Source organism: Rhizobium sp. CG4 (assembly GCF_023701965.1).
Taxonomy (GTDB): Bacteria; Pseudomonadota; Alphaproteobacteria; order Rhizobiales; family Rhizobiaceae; genus Agrobacterium.
The window spans coordinates 111760-136101 of the sequence record NZ_JABAEG010000003.1 but is presented as its reverse complement, the minus strand read 5'-3'; the positions used below and the strand labels follow the sequence as shown (position 1 = coordinate 136101).

22 protein-coding genes and 1 tRNA gene are annotated in these 24342 nt (G+C 54.8%); 6 read left to right on the top strand and 17 right to left on the bottom strand.

Going from position 1 to position 24342, the window contains the following annotated elements; translation table 11 throughout:
* Positions 1–5: 5 nt before the first annotated feature.
* From HGO37_RS10895 to HGO37_RS10865, 7 genes are all read right to left on the bottom strand, one after another.
* Positions 6–647, bottom strand: coding sequence for a class I SAM-dependent methyltransferase (locus HGO37_RS10895; RefSeq protein ID WP_250983343.1), 642 nt, complete (start codon positions 645–647; stop codon positions 6–8).
* A gap of 9 nt (positions 648–656) precedes the next feature.
* Entirely contained in the window at positions 657–1325 is a 669-nt protein-coding gene (locus HGO37_RS10890) for a pseudouridine synthase (RefSeq protein WP_250983342.1), read from the bottom strand.
* A 90-nt stretch (positions 1326–1415) separates the two neighbouring features.
* Positions 1416–2276, bottom strand: a complete 861-nt coding sequence (locus HGO37_RS10885) for a dipeptide ABC transporter ATP-binding protein (RefSeq protein ID WP_250983341.1) — start codon at positions 2274–2276, stop codon at positions 1416–1418.
* Positions 2273–3127: an ABC transporter ATP-binding protein gene (locus HGO37_RS10880; RefSeq protein WP_192486696.1), complete on the bottom strand. Its 855-nt coding sequence runs from the start codon at positions 3125–3127 to the stop codon at positions 2273–2275. The genes HGO37_RS10885 and HGO37_RS10880 overlap by 4 nt, the downstream gene beginning before the upstream one ends.
* 1 nt (position 3128) lies before the next feature.
* On the bottom strand, positions 3129–4046 hold the full coding sequence (locus HGO37_RS10875) for an ABC transporter permease subunit (RefSeq protein ID WP_192486695.1): 918 nt from the start codon (positions 4044–4046) through the stop codon (positions 3129–3131).
* Positions 4047–4061: 15 nt separating this feature from the next.
* Complete coding sequence (locus HGO37_RS10870) at positions 4062–5066, bottom strand: ABC transporter permease subunit (RefSeq protein ID WP_250983340.1); 1005 nt, start codon at positions 5064–5066, stop codon at positions 4062–4064.
* Positions 5067–5209: 143 nt separating this feature from the next.
* A complete protein-coding gene (locus HGO37_RS10865; protein ID WP_192486693.1) occupies positions 5210–6808 on the bottom strand; it encodes an ABC transporter substrate-binding protein in 1599 nt (532 codons plus the stop codon).
* A gap of 544 nt (positions 6809–7352) precedes the next feature.
* Here HGO37_RS10865 and HGO37_RS10860 point away from each other — a divergent pair.
* Positions 7353–7439, top strand: a tRNA-Leu gene (locus tag HGO37_RS10860).
* A 331-nt stretch (positions 7440–7770) separates the two neighbouring features.
* Here HGO37_RS10860 and phoB read toward each other — a convergent pair.
* The 7 genes from phoB to phoR all read right to left on the bottom strand — a co-directional run bounded on the left by phoB (position 7771) and on the right by phoR (position 15624).
* Positions 7771–8454 carry a phosphate regulon transcriptional regulator PhoB gene (gene phoB, locus HGO37_RS10855; protein WP_192486692.1) on the bottom strand — a complete coding sequence of 228 codons (684 nt, stop codon included), beginning with the start codon at positions 8452–8454 and terminating at the stop codon, positions 7771–7773.
* 30 nt (positions 8455–8484) lie between these two features.
* Positions 8485–9204 carry a phosphate signaling complex protein PhoU gene (gene phoU / locus HGO37_RS10850; protein ID WP_192486691.1) on the bottom strand — a complete coding sequence of 240 codons (720 nt, stop codon included), beginning with the start codon at positions 9202–9204 and terminating at the stop codon, positions 8485–8487.
* 102 nt (positions 9205–9306) lie between these two features.
* Positions 9307–10122 carry a phosphate ABC transporter ATP-binding protein PstB gene (gene pstB / locus HGO37_RS10845; RefSeq protein ID WP_192486690.1) on the bottom strand — a complete coding sequence of 272 codons (816 nt, stop codon included), beginning with the start codon at positions 10120–10122 and terminating at the stop codon, positions 9307–9309.
* Between the two features lie 16 nt (positions 10123–10138).
* Positions 10139–11464: a phosphate ABC transporter permease PstA gene (gene pstA / locus HGO37_RS10840; protein WP_250983339.1), complete on the bottom strand. Its 1326-nt coding sequence runs from the start codon at positions 11462–11464 to the stop codon at positions 10139–10141.
* Positions 11461–12945 carry a phosphate ABC transporter permease subunit PstC gene (pstC, locus tag HGO37_RS10835; RefSeq protein WP_250983338.1) on the bottom strand — a complete coding sequence of 495 codons (1485 nt, stop codon included), beginning with the start codon at positions 12943–12945 and terminating at the stop codon, positions 11461–11463. The genes pstA and pstC overlap by 4 nt, the downstream gene beginning before the upstream one ends.
* 181 nt (positions 12946–13126) lie before the next feature.
* Entirely contained in the window at positions 13127–14161 is a 1035-nt protein-coding gene (locus HGO37_RS10830) for a substrate-binding domain-containing protein (protein ID WP_250983337.1), read from the bottom strand.
* A gap of 191 nt (positions 14162–14352) precedes the next feature.
* Positions 14353–15624, bottom strand: coding sequence for a phosphate regulon sensor histidine kinase PhoR (gene phoR / locus HGO37_RS10825; protein WP_405049439.1), 1272 nt, complete (start codon positions 15622–15624; stop codon positions 14353–14355).
* A gap of 276 nt (positions 15625–15900) precedes the next feature.
* Between phoR and ppk2 the strand changes: the two genes are divergently transcribed.
* Positions 15901–16782 (top strand): polyphosphate kinase 2, encoded by an 882-nt coding sequence (gene ppk2, locus HGO37_RS10820; protein ID WP_250983336.1) that lies wholly within the window; start codon positions 15901–15903, stop codon positions 16780–16782.
* 25 nt (positions 16783–16807) lie between these two features.
* On the opposite strand, the gene HGO37_RS10815 is transcribed toward ppk2, so the two are convergent.
* Together HGO37_RS10815 and HGO37_RS10810 are read right to left on the bottom strand one after the other, a co-directional pair.
* Positions 16808–18235 carry a sensor histidine kinase gene (locus HGO37_RS10815; RefSeq protein ID WP_192487802.1) on the bottom strand — a complete coding sequence of 476 codons (1428 nt, stop codon included), beginning with the start codon at positions 18233–18235 and terminating at the stop codon, positions 16808–16810.
* Between the two features lie 248 nt (positions 18236–18483).
* Positions 18484–20502, bottom strand: a complete 2019-nt coding sequence (locus tag HGO37_RS10810; protein WP_250983335.1) for a methyl-accepting chemotaxis protein — start codon at positions 20500–20502, stop codon at positions 18484–18486.
* A gap of 373 nt (positions 20503–20875) precedes the next feature.
* Between HGO37_RS10810 and rpmH the strand changes: the two genes are divergently transcribed.
* Genes rpmH through yihA form a run of 4 tightly spaced genes read left to right on the top strand, consistent with a single transcriptional unit; the run spans position 20876 to position 23882 of the window.
* The gene (gene rpmH, locus HGO37_RS10805) at positions 20876–21013 is read left to right on the top strand and encodes a 50S ribosomal protein L34 (protein WP_111839965.1); all 138 of its coding nucleotides are present in this window, start codon (positions 20876–20878) and stop codon (positions 21011–21013) included.
* Positions 21014–21046: 33 nt separating this feature from the next.
* A complete protein-coding gene (gene rnpA / locus HGO37_RS10800; RefSeq protein ID WP_250983334.1) occupies positions 21047–21430 on the top strand; it encodes a ribonuclease P protein component in 384 nt (127 codons plus the stop codon).
* Positions 21430–23232: a membrane protein insertase YidC gene (gene yidC, locus HGO37_RS10795; protein WP_250983333.1), complete on the top strand. Its 1803-nt coding sequence runs from the start codon at positions 21430–21432 to the stop codon at positions 23230–23232. The genes rnpA and yidC overlap by 1 nt, the downstream gene beginning before the upstream one ends.
* A complete protein-coding gene (gene yihA, locus HGO37_RS10790; RefSeq protein WP_192486682.1) occupies positions 23229–23882 on the top strand; it encodes a ribosome biogenesis GTP-binding protein YihA/YsxC in 654 nt (217 codons plus the stop codon). Before yidC ends, yihA begins: the two co-directional genes overlap by 4 nt.
* Before the next feature lie 17 nt (positions 23883–23899).
* Here yihA and HGO37_RS10785 read toward each other — a convergent pair whose 3' ends face one another.
* Positions 23900–24271: a hypothetical protein gene (locus HGO37_RS10785; RefSeq protein ID WP_250983332.1), complete on the bottom strand. Its 372-nt coding sequence runs from the start codon at positions 24269–24271 to the stop codon at positions 23900–23902.
* Positions 24272–24342: the final 71 nt, after the last annotated feature.

The window sequence follows — 24342 nt, the reverse complement described above, 5'->3', positions numbered from 1 at the left end:
AAGCGCTACCCCTGCCCTGCTGCCGTTTCATCCGTCTTTCCAAAGATCATGAACACGTCATAACGTGTATTTTTGCCGTCAATCTGATGATTGGGTTTCGGCAGACCGGGCATCGGGTCCGCCTTTTGCGGCCATTTGAGAACCACACGTTTTTTGGCAACGTCAAGCGCCACACGCATCAACTCGGCCTGATCATCGTCTGCGCCGACAATGTCACGGAGATCGCGCATTTCCTTTTTGACAAGTGCGCTGTTGTGGCGGGGAGGATGCATAGGGTCGACCAACACGACGTCCGTTTCCAGCCCGGGCAGCAGCAGTCTGGAATCGCCGTGCAGCAGCGTCATCCGCGCTACGGTTTCAGCGTAGCGCCCACCTTCGGCCTTAGCAGCCTCAAGCCCTGCCGCAAGCAATGCATGCATCTGCGGCGACCGCTCGATCATCGTGACATTGGCGCCAAGTGAAGCAAGCAGAAAGGAATCGCGACCGAGACCTGCCGTTGCATCAACGATAGTCGGCAAGCGCCCCTTGGTCAGCCCTACAGCCTTTGCCAGGGCCTGTCCCCGCCCCTCGCCGGCGCGAAAACGATGGCCGACAGCGCCACCGACAAAATCCACGACCAGATCTGTGTTGTTTGGTTCCTTGCTCACGCAGCCACCTCAAAACGGACAAGGAACGCGAAACGACACATCGCGCCCGTCCGGGTGACGAAAACCGACTTCCTCGGCGTGCAGCAGCAACCGATCTGCGGCATCAAGCGCTTCACCACTGGCGTAGAAAGCATCACCGAGAATTGGGTGACCGATCGCCTGCATATGAACGCGCAGCTGGTGGGTGCGGCCCGTCAACGGGTGCAGCTTTACCCGGGTAGCCGGTAATGGCAGGCGGTCCAGCACATGCCACTCACTCTGCGCCGAACGGCCATTTTCATGGTCGACGCGGTGGCGCGGTTTGTTGTCCTGATCAATTGCTAAAGGCAGATCAACTAGGCCGCTTTCTTGCGCAAGATGCCCCCAGACAACGGCTATGTAGGATTTGCGTGTCGTGCGGTTTTCGAACTGGGCAGCAATGGTAGCGTGCGCCTTACGGTTCAACGACATCAGGACAAGACCGGAGGTGTCCTTGTCCAGCCGGTTGATCATCAATGCCTTGGGAAACTGCTTTTGAACGCGGGTCGCCAGACTGTCGTAAAGAACAGGGTCACGCCCCGGCACAGACAAAAGGCCACTTGGCTTGTCGAGGACAAGAATGTCGTCATCCCGGTGGACGATGGACAGGTATGGCTCCAGCGGCGGCGTATAAACAGGGTTTGAAAGAGTTGTGGGCATGCCACCCTTTACCACGGTTTGTGCCTGTTTTGCCTTGGATAATTGAATGCCGGGTGCCGCTTTCGCACAGCACCCGGCATTTCTTTTCGACTATGCGCGCTGTTCGCGGGCGGCAGCCTTGGCTGCCATGCGCTTGCGAATGCTTTCGATATCCGCCTGCGGCGTGGCCGCAAACAAGGTGCGGGTGTATTCGTGCTTCGGATCCGAGAAGACCTCTTCACGCGTGCCGTACTCCACCGCTTCACCAAAATACATCACCATGACTTCGTCAGCGATGTATTTCACCACAGAAAGGTCGTGGCTGATGAACACGTATGTCAGGCCAAACTCGTCCTGCAGGTCAGCCAGCAGGTTGAGAACCTGGGCCTGAACAGAAAGGTCGAGCGCCGATACCGGTTCGTCCAACACAAGTAGCTTCGGATTCAGCATCAAGGCACGCGCAATGGCGATACGCTGGCGCTGGCCGCCGGAGAACATGTGCGGATAGCGATTGTAGTGTTCCGGACCCAAACCGACCTTGATCAGCATTTCTGTTGCACGTTCACGACGCTCGGCAGATGACATCTTTGTATTGATGAGCAGAGGCTCACACAAAACATCGCCGATCTTCTGACGCGGGTTCAATGAACCGTATGGGTTCTGGAACACGATCTGAACCTTCTGGCGCATCTCCGCCGTCAGGTGACCTGGACGGGTATCAACCGTCTTGCCATCGATCAGCAGTTCACCAGAGGTCGGCTCGTCGATGAAGGTCAGCATGCGGGCAAGCGTCGACTTGCCGCAACCGGATTCCCCGACGATTGCCAGTGTCTTGCCGGCTTCCAGCTTGAAGGACACACCTTTCACGGCATGGATTGTTCTGCCTTTTTTGAGCATGCCGCCCGGCAGTTCATAATCCCGCTTCAGGTTGCGAATTTCCAGCATGGTCTTGTTGGACTGGTTCGCTGTCATGCTGTTTCTCCCGCAGGCGTTGGTGCGCCATCGAAAAATGCGGAAACGGTCGTCAGACGGTCACCTGTTGCATTTTCCGGCAATGCGGCAAGCAAAGCCTTGGTATAGTTGCTTTTCGGGTTTTCGAAGAGGGTCAGCACGTCGGCCTCCTCCATCTTGCGCCCCTTGTACTGCACGACCACGCGGTCAGCCGTTTCCGCCACGACACCCATGTCATGGGTGATCATGATCAGACCCATGCCGTTCTGCGCCTGCAGCGACATCAGCAGATCGAGGATCTGCTTCTGGATGGTCACGTCAAGCGCCGTTGTTGGTTCGTCAGCAATCAGAAGTTTGGGGTTGCAGGCAATGGCGATGGCAATCATCACACGCTGGCACTGACCACCGGACATCTGGTGCGGATAATGCTTGAGCCGTTCAGCCGGATCCGGCAGGCCAACCAGCCGGAACAGTTCGAGAGCACGTTCACGACGCTCCTTGCGGCCAAGGCCAAGGTGAATGCGCAGAACTTCCTCGATCTGGAAACCGACGGTGAAGCAAGGGTTCAAACTTGCAACCGGCTCCTGGAAGATCATGGCAATATCCTTGCCGATCAGCTTGCGGCGTTCCGCAGCAGACAGCTTCTGGATATCCTTGCCCTGAAACAGCATACGGTCAGCGGTGATGCGCGCTGTCCACGGCAAAAGGCCCATGACAGCCAGCATGGACACCGACTTGCCGGAGCCCGATTCACCAACGATGGCGAGAACTTCACCCGGATCGACCGAAATCGAAACGCCATCAACAGCCTTGAACCAGCCATTGGCGGTTTCAAACTCAACGGTGAGATTATCAATTTGCAGAAGTGCCATATCAGGACCTCTTCAGTTTCGGGTCAAGCGCATCACGCAAACCGTCGCCCATCAGGTTTATGGCAAGAACGGTGATGAGAATGGCAAGACCAGGGAATGTAACAACCCACCATGCGCGCAGAATAAATTCGCGTGCTTCGGCGAGCATCGTGCCCCACTCAGGTGCAGGCGGCTGAGCGCCCATACCAAGGAAGCCGAGAGCGGCCGCATCGAGAATCGCGTTGGAGAAGGACAGGGTTGCCTGAACGATCAGTGGCGCGGTGCAGTTCGGCAGAATGGTGCGGAACATCAGGCGGAACGGACCAGCACCGGCCAGACGTGACGCGGTGACGTAGTCACGGGTCTTTTCCGCCATGACGGCAGCACGGGTCAAGCGCACGAAGTGCGGCTGCAGAACCAGCGCGATCGCGATCATGCCGTTGGTCAGGCTTGGTCCGAGAATGGCGACCAGAACCAGAGCCAGCAGCAACGATGGAAACGCCAGAATGATATCCATCAGGCGCATGATCATCGTGTCGACCCAACCACGGTAATAACCGGCAATGACACCAATCACGATACCGCTGGTGAGCGACAACGTGGTGACGAACACACCAATGAACAGCGAATACTGCGCACCGTAGATCAGGCGGGACAGAATATCGCGGCCAACCGGATCTGTGCCGAGAAGATATGTGAGGCGTCCGCCTTCCATCCATGACGGTGGAACAAGAATAGCATCACGATACTGCTGAAACGGCGAATGTGGTGCGATGATCGGTGCGAAAACAGCAACGATAACCAGAGCAATGAAAACATAGAGACCAATGACGGCACCCTTGTTTTCAGAAAAATAGAACCAGAACTCCTTGAGCATCTGGCGACGCATCGCAGAGGCGGAAACCGGCTCTGCGGATTTGGAAATGGCGGTATCGGCCATGGGAATTTCTCCTTCTTAGTGCCGGATACGTGGATTGATAAGGCCATACAGAACATCAACGATAAGGTTGACGATCATGATGATGCCCGCAATCAACAACAAACCACCCTGGATAACAGGGTAATCACGGCGGAAGACCGAATCGACCATCCATTTGCCGATGCCCGGCCAGGAGAAAATCGTCTCGGTGAGGATAGCGCCAGCCAACATCACGCCGACCTGAAGGCCGATGGTGGTGATGACAGGGATCATGGCGTTACGAAGCGAGTGAATGCCGATAACGCGGAAGGGCGACAGGCCCTTGGCGCGCGCGGTACGGACGTAATCCTCCGACAGCACTTCCAGCATGGCCGAACGTGTCTGGCGGGCGATAACAGCCAGCGGAATGGTGGCCAAAACGATGGATGGCAGCGCCAGGTGGCTGAGAGCCGACGCAAATGCGCCCTTCTGGCCCGACAGCAGCGAGTCGATCAGCATGAAGCCGGTAACTGGCGGGAAGAAGAACATCAGCGAGATGCGTCCTGACACCGGTGTCCATTGCAGGATGCCAGAGAACAGGATGATCAGCAGAAGCCCCCACCAGAAAATCGGCATGGAGTAACCAACAAGTGCAACGCCCATCAGGCCTTGATCGAAGATCGAACCACGTTTGATGGCGGCAATGATGCCCGCCGGAATACCGATAGCGATAGCCAGCACGATCGCACAGAAGGAAAGTTCAACCGTTGCCGGGAACAGTGCGAGAAACTGGCCGAGAATAGGCGACTTGGACACAATGGATGTGCCGAAATCGCCCGTGAGAACGCCGCCAAGGTAATCCAGATACTGGATGACCAGCGGGCGATCCATGCCGAGCGCAGCACTGATCTGTGCGTGGCGCTCTGGGGACATGACGCGTTCACCCGACAGCAAGGCAACCGGGTCACCCGGAAGCAAGCGAATGAACAAAAATGCAACGATAGAAACCCCGATGAATGTCGGGATGAGCACAGCTATGCGCCGTACAAGGAAGCCAATCATAGTAGACCTTCGATCTGTTCCTTCAGGAACCTGTTCGTTGGTAGGTGTGGCGATTTTGCCTACATCTTAATTTGTCGGAACTGCACAAAGCAAATGCCGCGCGCCTTTATTAAAAGGCACGCGGCACGCTTAACGATGACAGCTTACTCAGCGATGTCCACATTTTCGAATGTGAAGTCACCCAGCGGGCTCTGAACGAAGCCGCTGACTTCCTTACGCATCGGAACGATGGACAGGGAGTGGTCGATGGTTGCCCAAGGAGCTTCCTTCTTGAAGATAACCTGAGCTTCTTCATAGAGCTTGGTGCGCTCAGCCTGATCGGTCGTAACCTTGGCCTTCTTCACCAGATCGTTGAACTCCTTGTTGCACCACTGCGCACGGTTGTTACCGCCAACAGCTTCGCAGCCGAGAAGTGTGTCGAGGAAGTTGTCTGGATCGCCATTGTCGCCAGTCCAGCCTAGGAATACAGCGCCGTCACGGTCCTTAGCCTTTGAACGGTCGAGGTATTCGGCCCATTCGTAGGACACGATCTCAACCTTTACGCCGATCTTTGCGAAGTCGTCCTGGATAACTTCAGCAGCGCGACGTGCGTTGAGCATGTAAGGACGCGAAACCGGCATTGCCCAGACCTTCATGGAGAGGTCCTTCACGCCTGCTTCTTCAAGCATCTTCTTGGCAGCGTCGAGATCGTAAGAATCATCTTCGATCTTGTCGTTGTAAGACCACATTGTCGGTGGGATCGGGTTCTTGGCAGGCGTTGCCATGCCCTGGAACACTGCATCAACGATAGCTGGCTTGTTGATAGCCTTGTTGAGCGCCTTGCGGACTTCGACCTTGTCAAACGGAGCCTGCGTTGTGTTGTAGGCGAGGTAAGCAACGTTCAGGCCTTCCTGTTCCATAACCTGCAGGTTTGGATCAGCCTTCATGGACTGTACGTCAGCAGCGTTCGGGAACGGCATCAGGTGGCATTCGCCAGCCTTGAGCTTCTGGTAACGAACAGCAGCGTCGGTGGTGATCGCGAATACGAGATCGTCAACCTTAGGCGCGCCGCCCCAGTATTCCTTGTTAGCCTTGTAACGGATAACGGCATCCTGCTGGTAACCGACGAATGCGAACGGACCGGTGCCAACTGGCTTCTGGTTCAGCTGTTCCTTGGTGCCGTCAGCAGCGAGCTTGTCGGTGTATTCCTTCGAAACGATCGAAGCGAATGGCATCGCAAGGTTTGCCAGGAAAGGTGCTTCAGGACGGTTCAGGGTGATCTTGACCGTCATGTCGTCGACTTTTTCAACGGACTTGATCAACTCTGGGAAGCCCATGCCGGCAGCATATTCCCAGGATGTACCAGCAACATACTGGTGCCATGGGTTGTCAGTCTTGATCTGGCGCTCGATGGAGAAAACAACGTCATCGGCGTTCAGTTCACGGCTTGGCGTGAAGAAATCAGTTGTCTGGAACTTTACGCCCGGACGCAGCTTGAAGGTGTAAACCGTGCCGTCTTCCGAAACTTCCCAGCTTTCAGCAAGACCAGCAACTGGCTTGGTTGTGCCGGGCTCGAATTCGAGCAGGCGGCTGTAAACAGTGTGTGCAGCGGCGTCAAAGGTGGTGCCGGCGGTGTAGAGGCCCGGGTCAAAACCTTCTGGAGAACCTTCGGAGCAGTAAACGAAGGTTTTCGCGCTTGCTACATTGGCGAAGCATGTTGCAGACAGCAAGGCTGCCGCAATGAGGCCAATTTTGGAATTCATGTATAGCTCCCACTTTTATGTTCCCGTTTGTGCCAACAGACGGGAATGGTTGAGTCATTATCGTAATTTCAGTCTGTTCCGATGCCGGAGCCACAACACGGGAAGAGCTTCACAAGGCAGTTTCCGTTTTGCTGTTCCAGCCTCGCTGCCCCCATTGCCAAAATAACGGGCGCTGTAACCGAAAAGCTGTCTTAGCATCACGAGAGGCAGAGGCGGAAGCCCCCTTTTTGCCTAAAGATATGATTTATTCTGTTACAACCAGAGATTCCTGTATCGATACAGGCCAGCCTTATTTAAGGCTCTGATATGTGAGGGAATTGGTGCCACGCAAAACCAGCATCTTGGCAAATCAGGCAAAACGCAGAATCCGCATAAAACAAGGGCTTAGAGGCTGTGCAAAACCATGCGCGGAAATTTTCACGTAAAAATACTATTTATTTTCAATTAGTTGAATCGCCAATCCGTATGACTGAAAACAATTTGTCATAAAAAATAAAAAAGTCCGTTGACATAGAGCGCTGCTCGCCGTACATCGCTCTCCGTCGCCCAGATGGCGGAATTGGTAGACGCGCCAGCTTCAGGTGCTGGTACTCGCAAGGGTGTGGAGGTTCGAGTCCTCTTCTGGGCACCAATTTCTTGATTTAGTTATCTAAATCAGCCTGCAAAAAAGCTCCGGTCTCCGGAGCTTTTTTGCGTTTAGGGCCTTAATTACTCCTCACAGCCTGTCCGAAAATGATAGATTTCGACCAGTTCGAGCACGCAGTTTTACTCGTCGGATTGGGCGTGTCTGAAACCGCAAGTTTTCAGGCCAATTTTGCCCCAAAGCGGGGATGCCAAGTCCTCATATCGAAGGACGGTAGCAGCGATGAGTTGCAAGCTCATGGGTAGTGAAAGCTCTCCCAAAAACAAAAAGCGCGACTATGAGCCGCGCCTTTGATGTTTTTATATGATGAAAAGCCGGATCAGGCTTCCATCGAATAACCCGCACCACGAACTGTGCGAATGACATCCTGCATATTGGAGAAGTTTAGCGCCTTGCGCAGACGTCCGACATGCACGTCGACAGTACGCTCGTCGACGTAGATATCATGCCCCCAGACACCGTCGAGCAGCTGCGAACGTGAGAACACGCGTCCCGGTGAGGACATCAGGAACTCCAGCAGGCGGAACTCGGTTGGCCCAAGGCGCACTTCACGGCTTTTACGGTGAACGCGGTGCGTTTCACGATCAAGCTCGATATCACCGCATTTCAGCACCGAAGACAGCACCTCGGGCTTCGCACGGCGCAGCATGGCTTTCACACGTGCCATCAATTCTGGCGTGGAGAACGGCTTGACGACATAGTCATCCGCTCCGGTGGCGAGACCGCGAACGCGTTCACTTTCTTCACCACGCGCCGTCAGCATGATAATCGGCAGGCGTTCTGTTTCAGGCCGCATTCTGAGGCGCCGGCACAGTTCGATGCCGGAAACACCCGGCAGCATCCAGTCCAGCAACAGAAGGTCAGGAACCCGTTCCTGCAAACGAATTTCTGCTTCGTCTCCACGGGTGATCGTGTCGACTTCGTAGCCTTCGGCTTCTAGATTGTAACGCAGCAGAACGCTCAGGGCTTCTTCATCTTCTACGACTGCGATCTTCGGCAACATGGCTGTACTCCGCTCAAGTCCGTCTATCTATTATTCGGTTACAGCACCGAGCGTGTTGGAGCTGTCGTCCTTCGGACGATCACCTTCAAGCTGGCTGCCTGTTGCCATGTAATAGATGGTTTCGGCGATATTGGTTGCGTGGTCACCGATACGTTCGATGTTCTTGGCGCAGAACAGCAAATGCGTGCAGGTGGTGATGTTGCGCGGATCTTCCATCATGTATGTCAGCAGTTCGCGGAACAGCGAGGTATACATAGCGTCGATTTCTTCATCACGCTCACGGATGGCATTGGCCTTCTCGGCAGAACGCGTTGCGTAAACATCAAGCACTTCCTTGAGCTGAACCAGTGCCAGCTCGGACAGGTGCTCCAAGCCGCGTGCCAGCTTGCGTGGTACGCCCGTGCCCTGAACAGCGATTACGCGCTTGGCAGTGTTCTTGCCAAGGTCGCCAACGCGCTCCAGGTCGCTTGCAATACGCAGGGAACCGATGATTTCGCGCAGGTCGGCCGCCATTGGCTGACGCTTGGCAATGGTCACAATTGCCTTGTCACCAATTTCGCGTTCCGCGTGGTCAAGTACGACGTCTTCTGAAATGACCTTCTGGGCCAAAGCCGCATCGGAGTTGACCAATGCGCGAACTGCATCCGCGCACATTTGTTCTGCAAGACCACCCATCTCAGAGATGCGGCGTGTCAGGAATTTCAGCTCATCGTCATAAGCAGACAAGATATGCGAATGTGTCGATGTCATTTCAAAGTCTCCGGCTTCTGCAAGGACGCGAGACGAAGCTAAATGGCTCCAAGTCGCTCCGGCACAATTCTTTCACGTTAACAGCGGGCGATTACTCCAGGATTAGCCGAAGCGTCCCATGATGTAATCCTGCGTGCGCTGGTCGTCTGGATTGGTGAACATCTTGTCAGTGTCGTTTTCTTCGACAAGATGGCCGAGGTGGAACATCGCCGTGCGCTGCGAAACGCGAGCTGCCTGCTGCATCGAGTGCGTCACGATGACGATCGTGTAGTTGGTGCGCAGTTCGTGGATCAGTTCTTCCACACGTGCCGTTGCAATCGGATCCAGAGCCGAGCAAGGCTCATCCATCAGGATGACTTCCGGGCTAACGGCAACCGCACGGGCGATGCAGAGGCGCTGCTGCTGACCACCGGAAAGACCGGTACCAGATTCATGCAGGCGATCCTTTACTTCGTTCCAGAGACCGGCTTTGTGAAGGCTGGATTCAACAATCTGGTCCATGTCCGCACGCGACTTTGCCAGGCCGTGAATACGTGGGCCGTAAGAGATGTTCTCATAGATCGTCTTCGGGAACGGGTTTGGCTTCTGGAACACCATGCCGACGCGGGCACGCAGTTCCACCACGTCGATGGCCGGATCGTAGATATCATCCGTATCGAGGGTGATCTTGCCGGTAACGCGGCAACCATCAATGGTGTCATTCATGCGGTTCAATGTGCGCAGGAATGTGGACTTACCACAACCCGATGGGCCGATCAGCGCCGTTACGGTGTTTTCGCGAACGTTGAGGTTCACGTCGAAAAGCGCGCGCTTCTCTCCGTAATAAACCGAAACGTCCTTGCCGATCATCTTAAGCGAAACATCATTCATTTTCTTGTCCAGCGCCTTTTCAACTGCTGCTTCCGACATCATGTTCATCTGCTTCAAGCTCCTTTTACCAGCGCCGTTCGAAACGTCGACGCAGAAGGATTGCGCCTACATTCATAACAATCAGGAACAGAAGCAATATGATGATTGCTCCCGATGTACGCTCTACGAAAGCGCGTTCTGCTTCATTTGCCCACATGTAGATCTGGACTGGCAAGGCAGTAGCAGGGTCCATTGGTGTGGTCGGGTAGTTGGCAACGAAGGCCACCATGCCGATGAGAAGCAGCGGTGCGGTTTCACCCAGAGCATGTGCAAGACCAATGATCGTGCCGGTCAGAATACCCGGCATGGCCAGTGGCAATACGTGATGGAAGATCGTCTGCATTTTCGATGCACCGAGGCCAAGGGCCGCAGCGCGGATAGATGGCGGGACTGCTTTGAGTGCCGCACGGGTAGCAATGATGATGGTTGGCAGGGTCATCAGGGTCAGAACCAGACCACCAACAATCGATGCCGAACGTGGGAAGCCCATGAAGTTGATGAACACCGACAGACCAAGCAGACCGTACACAATGGACGGAACGGCCGCGAGATTGTTGATGTTAACTTCGATGAGGTCCGTGAAGCGGTTCTTCGGAGCAAACTCTTCCAGATAGATGGAAGCGGCAACACCGATTGGCAGCGACAGCACCAGAACGATCAGCATCATGTAGAAGGAGCCGATCAGCGCAACGCCCACGCCAGAGGCTTCCGGACGGCTGGATGCGCCATTGAAGAAGATGCCGGTGTTGAAGTGCTTGGCCAACTGGCCAGCCTCAGCAAGCTGGTTCATCCAGCCAACTTGGTTGTCTTTTACCTTGCGGCTGGCTTCGGCCACCGACAGGTCGATCTGACCCTTGTAAGCAGAGTCGATGTCACCCGCCGCCAGCAACGACACGTTGCGGGTCGTACCGATAACCGACGGATCCTTGGTCACGATATCGCGAAGCTGAGTGCGCACGCTATCGGAGATCATGGCATTGACAGCGCGCAGGTCTGCACGGTTGTCAGGTGCAATACCCAGAACCTTGGCAACGGCGTCGCGTGCCAGGATAGGGTAGTTGGCGGTCATCAACTTTGCAGGATCCTGAGCGCGCTCATTTTTCGGGTCGATAACCTGTTCGGAGAACTCGACAGGCACCGTGATCATCGTCTGCTGGAAGGCGGTATAGCCCTTGCCAATAACCGACCACAGCAACAGCGCGAGAAAAATCAAGCCAAACGAGATCGCAGCGACACCATAGGCACGGAACCGGCGTTCAGCAGCGTAACGACGCTTGATACCGATATCGCGACGGTTTGTGGACGCCTTGGCAGACGGAGTGGAGGCCGGCGAGGAAACTGCGTCGGTCATTCATACTGCTCCCGGTATTTGCGCACGATGTAAAGCGCGTAGATATTGAGGCAAAGCGTGATGGTGAAAAGCGTAATGCCGAGGGCAAAAGCAACCAGCGTCTGGGGCGAGGTAAATTCAAGGTCGCCCGTCAACTGGCTGACGATTTTCACGGTCACGGTCGTCATCGGTTCAAATGGGTTGAACTGGATGCGCGCGGCAACACCGGCGGCCAGAACAACGATCATGGTTTCACCGATAGCGCGCGATGCCGTCATGAGGATAGCACCAACAATACCCGGCAAGGCAGCTGGCAGAACAACGCGCTTGATGGTTTCCGAACGGGTTGCACCAAGGCCGAGCGAACCGTCACGCAGTGCCCGCGGCACGGCGGTGATGATATCGTCCGACAGCGACGACACATAAGGAATGAGCATGATGCCCATAACGAAACCAGCGGTCAGAACACTCTGTGCCTGGATGAAGGTGGTGTAGTTACCCGTTGCCAGACCGTTGATCTGGGTGGAGATGTCACGCAGGAACGGACCAACAGTCGTCAGGGCGAAAAAGCCGTAAACGATGGTTGGGATACCGGCGAGCACTTCGAGAAGTGGCTTGGCCATCGAGCGAACACGCGGCGAAGCGTATTCCGCCATGTAGATAGCCGAGAACAGGCCAACCGGTACGGCCACGAGCATGGCAACCAGACCGATGTACAGCGTACCCATCAACAGTGGGATGAGACCAAACTGACCGGAACTGTCCGTTGCACCAGCAGCCGCAAAACGTGGGTCCCACACGGTTCCGAAGAAGAACTCATGTGCCGGCACCATATTGAAGAACTGGATCGCTTCCGTCAGCATCGACAGGATAATGCCGACCGTGGTCAGGATCGCGATCGAGGAGGCAAGTATCAGACCGGTCAGAATGAATTTTTCCACTCTGTTACGGGCGCGGAAGCGCGGCGCAATCGAACGGAAAGACACGGCTGCACCGCCAAGGGCCAGACCAAGCACCACAACGATCATCGCAATGCGGCTCATCGAGGTCAGGTCGTTCAGTTCCTTGGCAGAAACGATCATGTAGGGCTGAGGGTCGCCGGCCAAGGCAATACCACGGGTAGACAGAAGCGGACGGATATCTGTCGTGCCAGCCTCAACCGCGGCGAGTTCTTCAGCCGAAAGGGCGTTCATGCCGCGCGCAATTGCGCCGACCATGCCGTAAGCCAGTCCCTGCTGGGCTTGCGACTGGGCGCGAACGTCTTCCGGGAAACCGCCACGCACGGTGGAGGTGATGACCATTGGGCTGACAATCAGCCAGATACCCAGAATGATGGCGGCTGGAATGACGGCCCACAAAAGAACATAAGAACCGTGATAACCCGAGCGGGAATGCATGACGGCGGAACGGCCGCCGGCAAGCGCCGCAGCACGGCGGCTACCAAGCAGGTAGCTGGCAATGCCGATCAATGCCAGTATGAGCAAAAGGATCGATGTGTTCATAAAATTTCCTCGGCATGCCGGGGCGGCAGGGTGCAGCAAAACAACGTAACGGTGGCAAATAACACGCCTCTGTGGGCAGCCTGACCGTTTTCACAATCCCAATACGCCAAGGGTGAAACCGGAACAAGCCAGACACCCAAGGGAATAAACGGCGCGGGGAAAACCCCGCGCCGTCAAGATATTAGAGAGTCTTACCGGATTCGAAGTTAGCGCGGATTTCGTCGCGCTCTGCGTCAGGCGCAGCAACCAGACCGTAAGCGGCCAGCGGAGAGTCTGGGCCGATCATTTCTTCAGACGTGAAGAACTCAACGTATTCCTTCAGGCCTGGGATAACGCCCAGGTGAGCCTTCTTCACGTAGAAGAACAGCGGACGGGATACTGGGTACTTGCCAGAAGCAATGGTTTCCGTGGAAGGAACAACGCCGCTGATGGTAGCAACCTTCAGACGGTCAGCATTGTTTTCGTAGAAAGCCAGGCCGAATACGCCCAGACCGGTCTTGTTGGCGTCGATACGAGCCAGGGTCTCTGTGTAGTCGCCGTCAATATCAACCGAAGCGCCGTCCTTACGAACAGCTACGCACTTAGCAGCAGCCTGCTTGGCATCAGCAACCAGACCCTTGATGGCATCAGTTGCACCAGCTTCCTTGCAGCCTTCAGCCATAATCTTCTCTTCGAAGACTTCGCGTGTGCCGTGCTTGGAACCAGGGATGTAAGCAGCGATTGCTACATCAGGCAGTTCCTTGTTGATTTCGGACCACTTCTTGTAAGGGTTGGCAACGAGCTTGCCGTCCTGAACGATTTCAGCTGCGAGAGCGAGGTAAATGTCCTTCGGCTCAAACTTGACGTCTGGGTTGGACGAGTCCATCGCGAAAACGATGCCGTCATAACCGATCTTGACTTCCTGAACTTCAGTGACGCCAGCAGCCTTGCAAGCTTCGAGCTCTTCGCCCTTGATTGCGCGCGACGCATTGGCAACGTCGATGGTGCCTTCACCAACGCCGGAGCAGAATGCCTTGAGACCGCCACCGGTGCCGCCGGATTCAACAACTGGCGCCTTGAAGGCAGGGAAGGTTTCGGAGAACGTCTCGGAAACGATCTTCGCGTATGGAAGAACGGTCGAAGAACCTGCGATCTGTACCTGGTCGCGAGCAGCGGCGGCGCCTGCAAATGCAACGGAAGCCACCAAAGCTGCTGCGGTCAATTTAACGATGTTCATTTGTCTCTCCCATGATGGGTTTGTAAGGACGCAGCCTATGCGGCACTCGCACTTTCCTGCGTTCGGCGCGTCCTTATTAGCCGCGCTTGGCTTATGCTTTTATGTCATTTCAATGAAACATTTGTGACACAACAAGCCATTGATATAAAACGTTATTTTATATCAGTTGAAAAACTTGATGACTGAGTATGTCAGAATCTGACGGTAAACTCGGTTCCTTCGCCCAATTCGGATTTCACGATCAACCGTGCCCGATGGCGCGTCAGGATATGCTTGACGATCGCAAGACCGAGACCTGTGCCCTTTTTGGAGCGACTGTCAGTGACGCTCACGCGATAAAACCGCTCCGTCAAACGCGGCAAATGTTCCTTGGGGATGCCCGGCCCCTTATCAATAACGCTGACTTCTACCGGCTTTCCGGGCGGTGTCTTCAGCCAGATATCGACGACCTTGCCTTCCTGGCCGTATTTACAGGCGTTCTCGACCAGGTTCTGGAATACCTGCACCAATTCGTCGCGCTCGCCCTGCACTTCGACAGCCCCTTCGGGCACATGCAGATTGATCGAGACATCAAGTTCATTGGCCAATGGCACCAGAGCATCCCGCACATGTCCGAGAAGCGGCACAAGATCGACCTTCTGATCCGGAGCGATATGAGCGCGTAGCTCCAGCCGCGACAATGACATGAGATCATCGACCAGACGGCTCATGCGGGTTGCCTGATCGAGCATGATGCCCAGAAAGCGCGTCTGCGCCGCAGGATCATTCTTGGCTGGTCCCAACATGGTTTCAATAAATCCACGCAAAGAGGCGAGCGGTGTACGCAGTTCATGGCTGGCATTGGCAACGAAGTCGCTGCGCATGCGGTCGATACGACGAAGTTCGGAAATGTCGCGGAATGAAAGGATGTAATAACGTTTGTCTTGCGATTTCGGTAGGTCGGCCGGTGCAATACGGACAATAAAGACCTGTTGGGACGGCAGTCTTTCGGAATGCTCGATCTGGTTCGGCTCTCCAGTCATGATGGTTTCGCGGATCATGTCCAGTATACTGGGCGAACGCAGGCGGGCGGAAATATGCGTGCCGGTGGTAAGCTGACCGAAGATTTTTTCAGCAGCCTCGTTTTCAAACAGAATGGCCGCCGACTTGTCCAGAATGAATATTGGGCTGTCCAGCACGGCAAGACCGGCCTTGAAGCTGGCGAAGCTTTCCGGCACCGCATCATCGGCTTCGACGACAACAGGTGGCAGCATGCGGGGGATTTCTGGACGGGCTGATTTATCGCGCAGCAACAATGCGACCAGCGCCAATATCCAAGCGCCGCCCACCAGCCAGGGCGAACCTTTTTCCAGAACAGCCAGAAGCGCCAGCAAGGTCAAAGACAAGATAACGAGCCAGTTCCGTCCCATCTTAGCGATGACACTGTTGCCAGCATTGTTGTTGTCATCCGTCGCCATTGCCATGTCCGCTTCCAAACGTCGCCAGTTATAATGCATTGCACATCATGTCCGCAGAATCGCGAAACGTTTGGCGCATCGATCCGTCATATCGTGACTTCATGACAGATATTCATCAAGCCAGCGGTTATTAAACAGCTCATTATCCCCGAGAATAAAAAAGGGCGATTTTCCTTAGCCGGCGACAAAAATCTGTTCTTGAAATTGCTTGAATTTCAACATGCAATATGTGCTGATTGGTTGATAATTACACGTCCTGTGCGCGTGGAAAAGGGAGATACCATGGCTGATACCAGCAAGAACCGGGCAGTTGAGCTTGATATCAATGGCAAGACACGGACATTCGATATTGATGACCCAACGTTGCCCTCCTGGGTCGAAGACTCCAAGCTTTCCGCCGGAGGTTATCCCTACGACAAGAAAATGAAGCGTGAAGATTATGACAATGCGCTGGAAGCGTTGCAGATTGAACTGGTAAAAGTGCAGTTCTGGCTGCAGTCAACAGGCAAGAAGGTTATGGCGGTCTTCGAAGGCCGTGACGCTGCCGGTAAGGGCGGCACGATTTTCGCTACCAAAGCCTACCTCAATCCTCGCTCCGCACGGGTTGTTGCGCTGACCAAGCCGACGGAAACCGAACGCGGTCAATGGTATTTCCAGCGTTACATCTCTCATTTTCCTACAGCGGGCGAACTCGTGCTGTTTGACCGCTCATGGTACAACCGTGCCGGCGTTGAACCGATCATGGGTTTTTGTACGGCGGAAGAGCACAAGCGCTTCCTGAAGGAAACGCCACGGCTGGAAAAAATGATCGTCCATGACGATGTGCATTTCTTCAAGTTCTGGCTGGATATTGGTCGTGAAACGCAGATCGAGCGTTTCCATGATCGCCGTCACAGCCCGCTGAAATGCTGGAAACTGTCGGATATGGACATCGCCGCGCTGACAAAGTGGGATGATTACACCGCAATGCGCGACCAGATGCTGGATAAGACCCATACGGATGACGCTCCATGGACAGTTGTCCGTGCCAACGACAAAAGGCGCGCACGCATCAATGTCATCCAGCACATTCTCAAATCGATCGATTACGAGGGTAAGGATAAAAAGGCCATCGGCGATATCGATGACAAAATCCTTGGTTTCGGCCCTGACTTTTTGAAGTAAAACACCTCTGACGTCTTTATAAAGATCAGGCCGTTTTCATTCCGGTTTCGGTTGTAACGGCACGATCCGATATTTCGATGCGAAAACGGGTTCCCGGCTCCGGCTTTTCCACCAGCGCAATCGTACCACCATGGGCAAGTACAAGTTCACGGGCAATGACGAGGCCAAGGCCCGTGCCGCCGGAGCGGGCAGAGCCACGAAACGCGGAAAACAGGTTTTCACGTGCCTTGAGTGGCATGCCCGGGCCATTATCATCAATGGTGATGCTGACAGAATTGCCGTTGCGCTGGCCGGAGACAATCAGCGTGCGCGGCGGCATGCTTTCGTCCCACTCCATATTCAACAATGCTTCCACCGCGTTGCGACAGATATTGTGAATAATGCGGAAAAGTTGCTCTGCATCGGCATCGACAACCAGTTCCGACTGCAGCTGCGACACAAATTCAATGCCACTTTGCGGGCCAATGGCCAGAATATCGCGCACTTCTTGCAGCGTTGTGCTCAATCTCAATGGACGACGTCTTGGCGCAGCTTCGGTAGCCTGCCCATAGGTCAGCACTTCATTTGTGTAACCAACGGCCCGGTCGATGGTTCTCAGAAGCTTGGGCGCAAAACTGCGGACCATTGGATCGTTTACGTCCACCAGTCTGTCCGACATCAGTTGCGCCGATGACAGAATATTGCGCATGTCATGATTGATCTTGGATACGGCAAGACCGAGGTCAGCGAGGTTTTTCTGCTGCTTCAACGTCCGGTGAAGCTGTGTCTGCATATCTGCGAGATGCCGTCCGGCCACCGAGAGCTCATCAGGACCATTATCGGGCGTGAAAATTCGTGACGGATTATCCGGCTGCTCTGAAAAGTCCTGAATGCCACGGGTGATACGGCGTATTGGCCGGATCATGATGCGGTTGATCGAAACGAAAATCAGAAATGAGGTAATCAGCGAAAGGACGATCGACAGCAGGAAGACATTGCCAGCATAGGCCAGCATTGCCTTGCGCAGATGTTTGTCCGGCATGACAAGTTCAATGATGGTGTCGGTCTCACCGACCACGCCGAACACCCGCATCATGCGATCACCACCAAAAAGCAGAGTGGAGAAGGCATCCCTGACGGCGCCGAGTTGCGACACGTGGGAGAGATCAAACTGCTGATCGACACTTGGTGGCATTTCGGTCGCCGCCAGAAGACGCGAGGTTCCGTCTTTACGAAGGGCAATCAGCTTTGCGCCTATTGCCGACAATGTGTCATCCTGCACGGAGCGAGGAAGTTCCGCTTGTAAACCATCGATGACGGCACCGGCCGCAGCAGCTGTGTTGAGGCGGTCATTGAGCCAGGACAGGCGCATGTTGGCGACAGATGGTGGAAAAATCAGCACTTCCGCCACCATGATAAAAATCACGGTCAAGAGCAGCAGACGTCCGGACAGACCTTTGGTCAGCCCCGGCATGTCATTGGGAGCTTTCTCCAATGCTGGACCTGCCTTGTCTGCTCCTTCTGAAAACAACGGCTCATTCCTGTCTGCGATGCCACATCCACGTTGTTGGGCATCCGTTGGGCATTATCTGACAGACATAATAAGGGGTCATCCGTGTTTTTCCAATGCCTGCCAACACGTTCCTCGCATAACACAGAAACGCCACCTGAAAAGGTGGCGTTTGTTATTTCACGGAGGATTACCGCTGATCACTCACGATATCAGAAGTCTTCCCATTCGCGGGTATTCTGGGCAACAGCGGCCGATCCGTTAAACGCACGGGCGACATCACCCATCATACGACGGGCTGGAGAGGCAACCGCCGTCGCGCCATTCTGGCCGGAACGGGCAAGTGTCGGACGGGACTGTGCAACCGGGTTACCCTCGCCAACTCTGAACTGGCTGACCAAACGCATCAGATTGCCAGCTTCTTCCGTCAACTTATGGGTTGAGGCAGAGGTTTCCTCGACCATGGCCGCATTACGTTGTGTGACTTGGTCCATCTGGTTGATGGCAGTGTTAACTTCCTGCAGGCCGGTCGACTGTTCCTTGGCAGCTGTTGCAATCGAGTGAATGTGCTCATTGATGCTGAGAACACGGCTTTCGATTTCATCCAGCGCTTCACCGGTTTTCTGAACCAGTGTTACGCCCTGCGACACCTCAGAACCGGACTTGGTAATCAGCGCCTTGATATCCTTGGCAGCGTTTGCAGAGCGCTGCGCCAGTTCACGCACTTCCTGCGCAACCACCGCAAAGCCCTTGCCGGCTTCGCCAGCACGGGCGGCTTCAACACCGGCATTCAGCGCCAAGAGATTGGTCTGGAAAGCGATCTCATCAATGACGTTGATGATCTGGCTGATTTCACGCGATGCCTGTTCGATACGCCCCATTGCCGAAACGGCTTCACGAACCACCTTGCCAGACTTCTCTGTTGTTTCCTTAGCCTCGGAAACCATGGTGCTGGCTTCCTGAGCTCGCGAGGTCGAGTTACGTACGACGGCGGTAATCTCGTCCAGAGCGGCAGAGGTTTCTTCCAGTGCCGCAGCCTGCTGTTCGGTACGCTTGGAAAGATCGTCGGCAGCCGAGCGGAGTTCGAGACCGCTGTCATTAATACTATGCGTGCCCAAACGAACGTCGCTCATAGTGACGCGCAGCTTAGCGAGGGTATTGTTGACGTTGCCCTGAAGTTCACCGAACACACCGTGGAATTCACCACGCATGCTCTGCGTCAGATCACCATCAGCAAGGCTTGCAATAACGCGGCCGGTTTCGGATACGCCATTATCAACGCTGACCAGCAGCGTGTTGATGTTTTGCGCGAAGCGATTGAGGTTGTCGTCGCCGTAATCCTTGTTGATACGGCGGCTGAAGTCACCTTCTGCGGCAGCGCCGACAACTTCGGCCATACCGGCCTGAAGATCATCGCTCTTTGCTCGCATGGCAGCTTCCTGCGCATTCATCTGGCGCACTTGAAGACCATTGCGCTTGAATACTTCAACGGCGGCGGCCATTTCACCAATCTCATCCTTGCGGTCAAGATAAGGGACATCCGCCTCCAGATCACCTTCAGCGACAGCATTCATCACGCCGGAGACTTTAAGAATAGGGCCGCTCAGTTGCTTGGAGCCAATGTAAAGGCCAAAAGCCGAACCAACGATAACGCCAGCAGCCGTCACCAGAGACACGATCCAGAACATCGCCTGACCGAAATTCTCGATACCGGCTTTTAGCCCGTTCAACTCGTCGACGTCAGCCTTGACGATTGCGTCAATATCAACCTGATAAGCTTTACGGTTTTCTCGGTTGGCGTCATTATTACCCTGTTCATTGGCCGCTTGCGGGCTGACATCGCGACCAAGACGGACTGTTTCGGTACGGAACTTCCTGAATTCGGCAAAACGGCTTTCAAGATTGGAGAAGGCGGCGGACTGTGCAGCAGGAACCATTGGCTTCCACGCGGCAATCAGGCTTTCCATGGAATCGAGGTTCTTCAATAGGCCATCGCCAAACTTCGATGCGGTTGCTGTGTCCTTTGCCGCATAGATACCGCGTGCTTCCATAACAACGGCGGTTACCAGACGATTGAGCGATTCCCCCTTATGCGCACGATCGGCAGCCGCATCAAAAGCAACAACCCGGCTGTGGTACTCATTGACGGCATAGATAGACAAGCCCCCGATGGTACACGCGACAAGGCTTAAAAGCCCCACGAGAAGATTAATCTTGCCCCGAATTTTCACTGCAATCCCTCCAAAGTGCTGCCCCCTCACGCAATAGTGAAAAAAGGAAGCCGCCATGACCTTTCGTCACAACAACATTTATCTACGCACCATTAAGAAAGAATTTCCGATTTTAATTACTTGCCATTGCTGGAACAAAATTTATACATTCTGAAGTGATGCAATTGTTCCTGCTACGCGACAAAGTCGTTCCGGCTGTTTATCTTGCAGACAAAACCAGCTGCGGTTCAGCAATTGACTTTAGAGGTCTTAAGCCCTTATAAGCCCGCACGTCTGGCTATTATGCGCTTAATGCGCGTGCCGGGCATCAATCGAAACGCTCCTGCCCATAAGGGCAAAGCCAAGAAGGGCCGCACACCGCGGTATTAAATAAATGTCGAAGCGTACATTCCAACCATCCAAGCTTGTTCGCAAGCGCCGTCATGGTTTCCGTGCCCGTATGGCTACCGCTGGTGGTCGTAAGGTTCTGGCTGCTCGCCGCACACGCGGCCGCGCCCGTCTGTCGGCTTAATTGCCGATTGCCCGATTGAAAAGTCGCGGGCAGATGACTGAGACGAAGAAATCCCCCGGGCGGTTGAAAAACCGGCCGGATTTTCTTTCCGTGCAAAAGGGAGAGAGACGCAAGGGGGCAAATTTCCTTCTTGAAGTTCTTGACCGCAAAGAACCTGAGAGCGACGCTCGTGTCGGTTTTACGGTCACCAAAAAGCAAGGCAATGCGGTCGAGCGCAATCGAATGCGCCGTCGCCTCAAGGAAGCCGTCAGGCTGTCAGCCGGGTTTGCAATGAAACCCGGACATGACTATGTGATTGTCGCACGGCGTGACGTGTTGAAAACACCTTTCGCCCAACTGTCCTCCCAGCTTGCCGATCGTATCGAAGGCCGTGGGAAACCGAAACGGTCCCAGGAGACCCGCTCCAGGAAAGAATGATGGAAAAGAACCGCAATTACTTCATCGCGATAGCCCTTTCGGTTGTCATCGTCCTTGCCTGGCAATTCTTTTACATGAACCCGCGCATAGAACAGCAACGTCTGGCTGAAGAAGCGCGCAAGGCACAGGTTGAACAGACGCAGGCAGCCAATGGCGCCGCGTCGACAACGTCGGGTGCAACGGTAGACGGCACGCTTCCAGGTGCTGCAGGCCAGCCAGCCGCAACCGCGACCCGCGAAGAATCCCTGGCCAAGTCACAGCGTATCACAATCGATACCAGCGCAGTTGCCGGTTCGATCAATCTGACAGGCGCACGCCTCGATGACATCCGTCTCAAGGACTACCATGAGACCGTTGATGACTCGAGCCCGATCATCACGCTATTTTCTCCATCGGACAGCAAGGACGGTTACTTTACTGAGCTTGGTTACATTGCTGGCGAAGGCGCAGGCTCTGTACCAGGCCCGTCGACTGTCTGGACTGTCGCTTCTGGCGACAAGTTGACCGAAACGACACCTGTTACTCTTTCCTTCACCAACGAAAAGGGCGTGGTTTTCACCCGTACCATTTCGATTGATGAACACTATATGATTACCGTTGCCGACAAGGTCGAGAACCCGGGACAGGAAGCTGTTTCCTTCTCCACTTACGGCCGCGTGACACGTAACAACAAGCCGACCACCCCGTCTGTTTTCGTTATTCATGAAGGCTTCATCGGTGTGACTGGTCCTGATGCCAGCCTGACGGAAGAAACTTACAAGAAGGCTGAAGAAGGCGCGCTTACCCTGCCTAAGGGCACTGGCGGCTGGATCGGTATCACCGACAAGTACTGGGCAGCAGCGATTGTTCCGCCGCAGACCGTACCTTTCGAAGGCCGTTATTCGCACTTTACCGATGGTCAGCCACGTTACCAGGCCGATTATCGTACCGACGCCGTTACGGTCGCCCCTGGCCAGTCCACGGAACTGAAGAGCCTGGTCTTTGCCGGCGCCAAGGAAGTTCCGCTGGTCGACCGCTATGAGACATCGCTGTCCATCCCGCGCTTCGATCTGATGATCGACTGGGGCTGGTTCTACTTCATCACCAAGCCAATGTTCAAAATGATGGACTTCTTCTTCCGTTATTTTGGCAACTTCGGCGTTGCGATCCTGATGACGACCATCGTCGTGAAGGCGCTGTTCTTCCCGCTTGCAAGCAAGCAGTACGCTTCCATGGCCAACATGAAGCGCATGCAGCCGAAAATGGAAGAGCTGAAGGCCAAGCATGGCGATGACCGCATGGCATTGCAGCAGGCGATGATGGCGCTTTACAAGGAAGAGAAGATCAACCCGGTGGCCGGTTGCTGGCCGATGCTGCTGCAGATCCCGGTGTTCTTCGCGCTCTACAAGGTTATCTACGTTACCATCGAAATGCGCCATGCGCCGTTCTTTGGCTGGATCCACGACCTTTCCGCGCCAGATCCGACCTCCCTGTTCAACCTGTTCGGTCTGCTGCCTTATGACGTACCACACTTCTTGATGATTGGTGTATGGCCGCTCATCATGGGTATCACGATGTTCCTGCAGATGCGCATGAACCCGACCCCGCCAGATCCAACACAGGCCATGATCTTCACTTGGATGCCGCTGATCTTCACGTTCATGCTCGCTTCCTTCCCGGCTGGTCTGGTTATTTACTGGGCATGGAACAACACCCTGTCGATCAGCCAGCAGGCACTTATCATGAAGCGTCATGGCGCAAAGATTGAGCTGTTTGACAATCTCAAGGGCTTGTTCAAACGCAAAACGGCCGAACCGAAATGACGACAGGTTTACCTCAGGAAAAACCGCTGTTCGGACGGCCATGGATCTTCATTCGCGGTGTACCCGCCATGAAGTTCCTGCCGCCTGAGGGACCGCCGGAAATCGCATTTGCCGGGCGCTCCAACGTGGGCAAGTCCTCGCTTATCAATGCGCTGGTTGGCCATAAGGGTCTGGCCCGCACATCGAACACGCCGGGCCGTACGCAGGAACTCAACTACTTCGTGCCGGACGGTTATTCGGGCCAGGAAAACGATCTTCCGCCGATGGCGCTGGTCGATATGCCCGGTTACGGATACGCACAGGCTCCGAAAGAGCAGGTCGATGCATGGACCAAGCTGGTCTTTGACTACCTGCGTGGCCGTGCGACGTTGAAGCGCGTTTATGTGCTGATAGATTCCCGCCACGGCGTGAAGAAAAACGACGACGAAGTGTTTACGCTTCTGGACAAGGCCGCCATTTCCTATCAGCTCGTTCTGACCAAGACCGACAAGATCAAGGAAGCTGGCGTACCGCGTCTGATGAGCGAAACTCTTGAGAAAATCCGCAAGCACCCTGCCGCTTACCCGGAAGTGCTTGCCACATCGTCGGAAAAGTCATCCGGCCTTGATGAATTGCGGGCTGAAATAGTGCGGACTGTCGGCTACGTCTGAGATACAGCTCCTGTCATTCAGTGCATGAATGACAGGAGTACCGCAAAAAATATCGCCGCGAAGGCGATGGCGCGCCAGAAGCGCACAGAATTCCAAAGATATGCCAGAGTCAGTCTTTTTGTCGCGTGTTGCCGCGCCTGCATCATCGCAATCGCTGCAGTCTGTGTCTGTAATTTTCCGGCATAGGCTGTGTGAGTAGCCTGTTCTTCAAACGCGACCTGCTGCAAATTGGCCTGCCAGCGGCTGACCATTAGCGCAAATGACCGGTCTTGCCGGATACGCCGCGTCAATTGCTCGTGAACCTCAGGCGGCAATGCACCCAGCACATATTCTCCGGCCAGTATCTCGTCTTTCATACCGCTTTGCTTGTTGCTGTCCGGCATGGTCATTTGCCGTCCACTCCCTGTCATCACTTTTGTTGTTTTGACACATGCGCCTCCCGCACAATGTGCCCTATCCG

What these genes read in the sequence shown, in the direction of transcription:
- rpmH (WP_111839965.1), top strand. Translation starts at nt 20,876, where the DNA reads ATGTCGAAGCGTACATTCCAACCATCCAAGCTTGTTCGCAAGCGCCGT.
- phoU (WP_192486691.1), bottom strand. Translation starts at nt 9,204, where the DNA reads ATGACATCGACACATTCGCATATCTTGTCTGCTTATGACGATGAGCTG.
- pstA (WP_250983339.1), bottom strand. Translation starts at nt 11,464, where the DNA reads ATGACCGACGCAGTTTCCTCGCCGGCCTCCACTCCGTCTGCCAAGGCG.
- HGO37_RS10890 (WP_250983342.1), bottom strand. Translation starts at nt 1,325, where the DNA reads ATGCCCACAACTCTTTCAAACCCTGTTTATACGCCGCCGCTGGAGCCA.
- phoR (WP_405049439.1), bottom strand. Translation starts at nt 15,624, where the DNA reads ATGGCAATGGCGACGGATGACAACAACAATGCTGGCAACAGTGTCATC.
- yihA (WP_192486682.1), top strand. Translation starts at nt 23,229, where the DNA reads ATGACGACAGGTTTACCTCAGGAAAAACCGCTGTTCGGACGGCCATGG.
- HGO37_RS10830 (WP_250983337.1), bottom strand. Translation starts at nt 14,161, where the DNA reads ATGAACATCGTTAAATTGACCGCAGCAGCTTTGGTGGCTTCCGTTGCA.
- rnpA (WP_250983334.1), top strand. Translation starts at nt 21,047, where the DNA reads ATGACTGAGACGAAGAAATCCCCCGGGCGGTTGAAAAACCGGCCGGAT.
- pstC (WP_250983338.1), bottom strand. Translation starts at nt 12,945, where the DNA reads ATGAACACATCGATCCTTTTGCTCATACTGGCATTGATCGGCATTGCC.
- HGO37_RS10815 (WP_192487802.1), bottom strand. Translation starts at nt 18,235, where the DNA reads ATGCCGGGGCTGACCAAAGGTCTGTCCGGACGTCTGCTGCTCTTGACC.
- HGO37_RS10875 (WP_192486695.1), bottom strand. Translation starts at nt 4,046, where the DNA reads ATGGCCGATACCGCCATTTCCAAATCCGCAGAGCCGGTTTCCGCCTCT.
- yidC (WP_250983333.1), top strand. Translation starts at nt 21,430, where the DNA reads ATGGAAAAGAACCGCAATTACTTCATCGCGATAGCCCTTTCGGTTGTC.
- ppk2 (WP_250983336.1), top strand. Translation starts at nt 15,901, where the DNA reads ATGGCTGATACCAGCAAGAACCGGGCAGTTGAGCTTGATATCAATGGC.
- pstB (WP_192486690.1), bottom strand. Translation starts at nt 10,122, where the DNA reads ATGAACATGATGTCGGAAGCAGCAGTTGAAAAGGCGCTGGACAAGAAA.
- phoB (WP_192486692.1), bottom strand. Translation starts at nt 8,454, where the DNA reads ATGTTGCCGAAGATCGCAGTCGTAGAAGATGAAGAAGCCCTGAGCGTT.
- HGO37_RS10885 (WP_250983341.1), bottom strand. Translation starts at nt 2,276, where the DNA reads ATGACAGCGAACCAGTCCAACAAGACCATGCTGGAAATTCGCAACCTG.
- HGO37_RS10865 (WP_192486693.1), bottom strand. Translation starts at nt 6,808, where the DNA reads ATGAATTCCAAAATTGGCCTCATTGCGGCAGCCTTGCTGTCTGCAACA.
- HGO37_RS10880 (WP_192486696.1), bottom strand. Translation starts at nt 3,127, where the DNA reads ATGGCACTTCTGCAAATTGATAATCTCACCGTTGAGTTTGAAACCGCC.
- HGO37_RS10785 (WP_250983332.1), bottom strand. Translation starts at nt 24,271, where the DNA reads ATGACCATGCCGGACAGCAACAAGCAAAGCGGTATGAAAGACGAGATA.
- HGO37_RS10870 (WP_250983340.1), bottom strand. Translation starts at nt 5,066, where the DNA reads ATGATTGGCTTCCTTGTACGGCGCATAGCTGTGCTCATCCCGACATTC.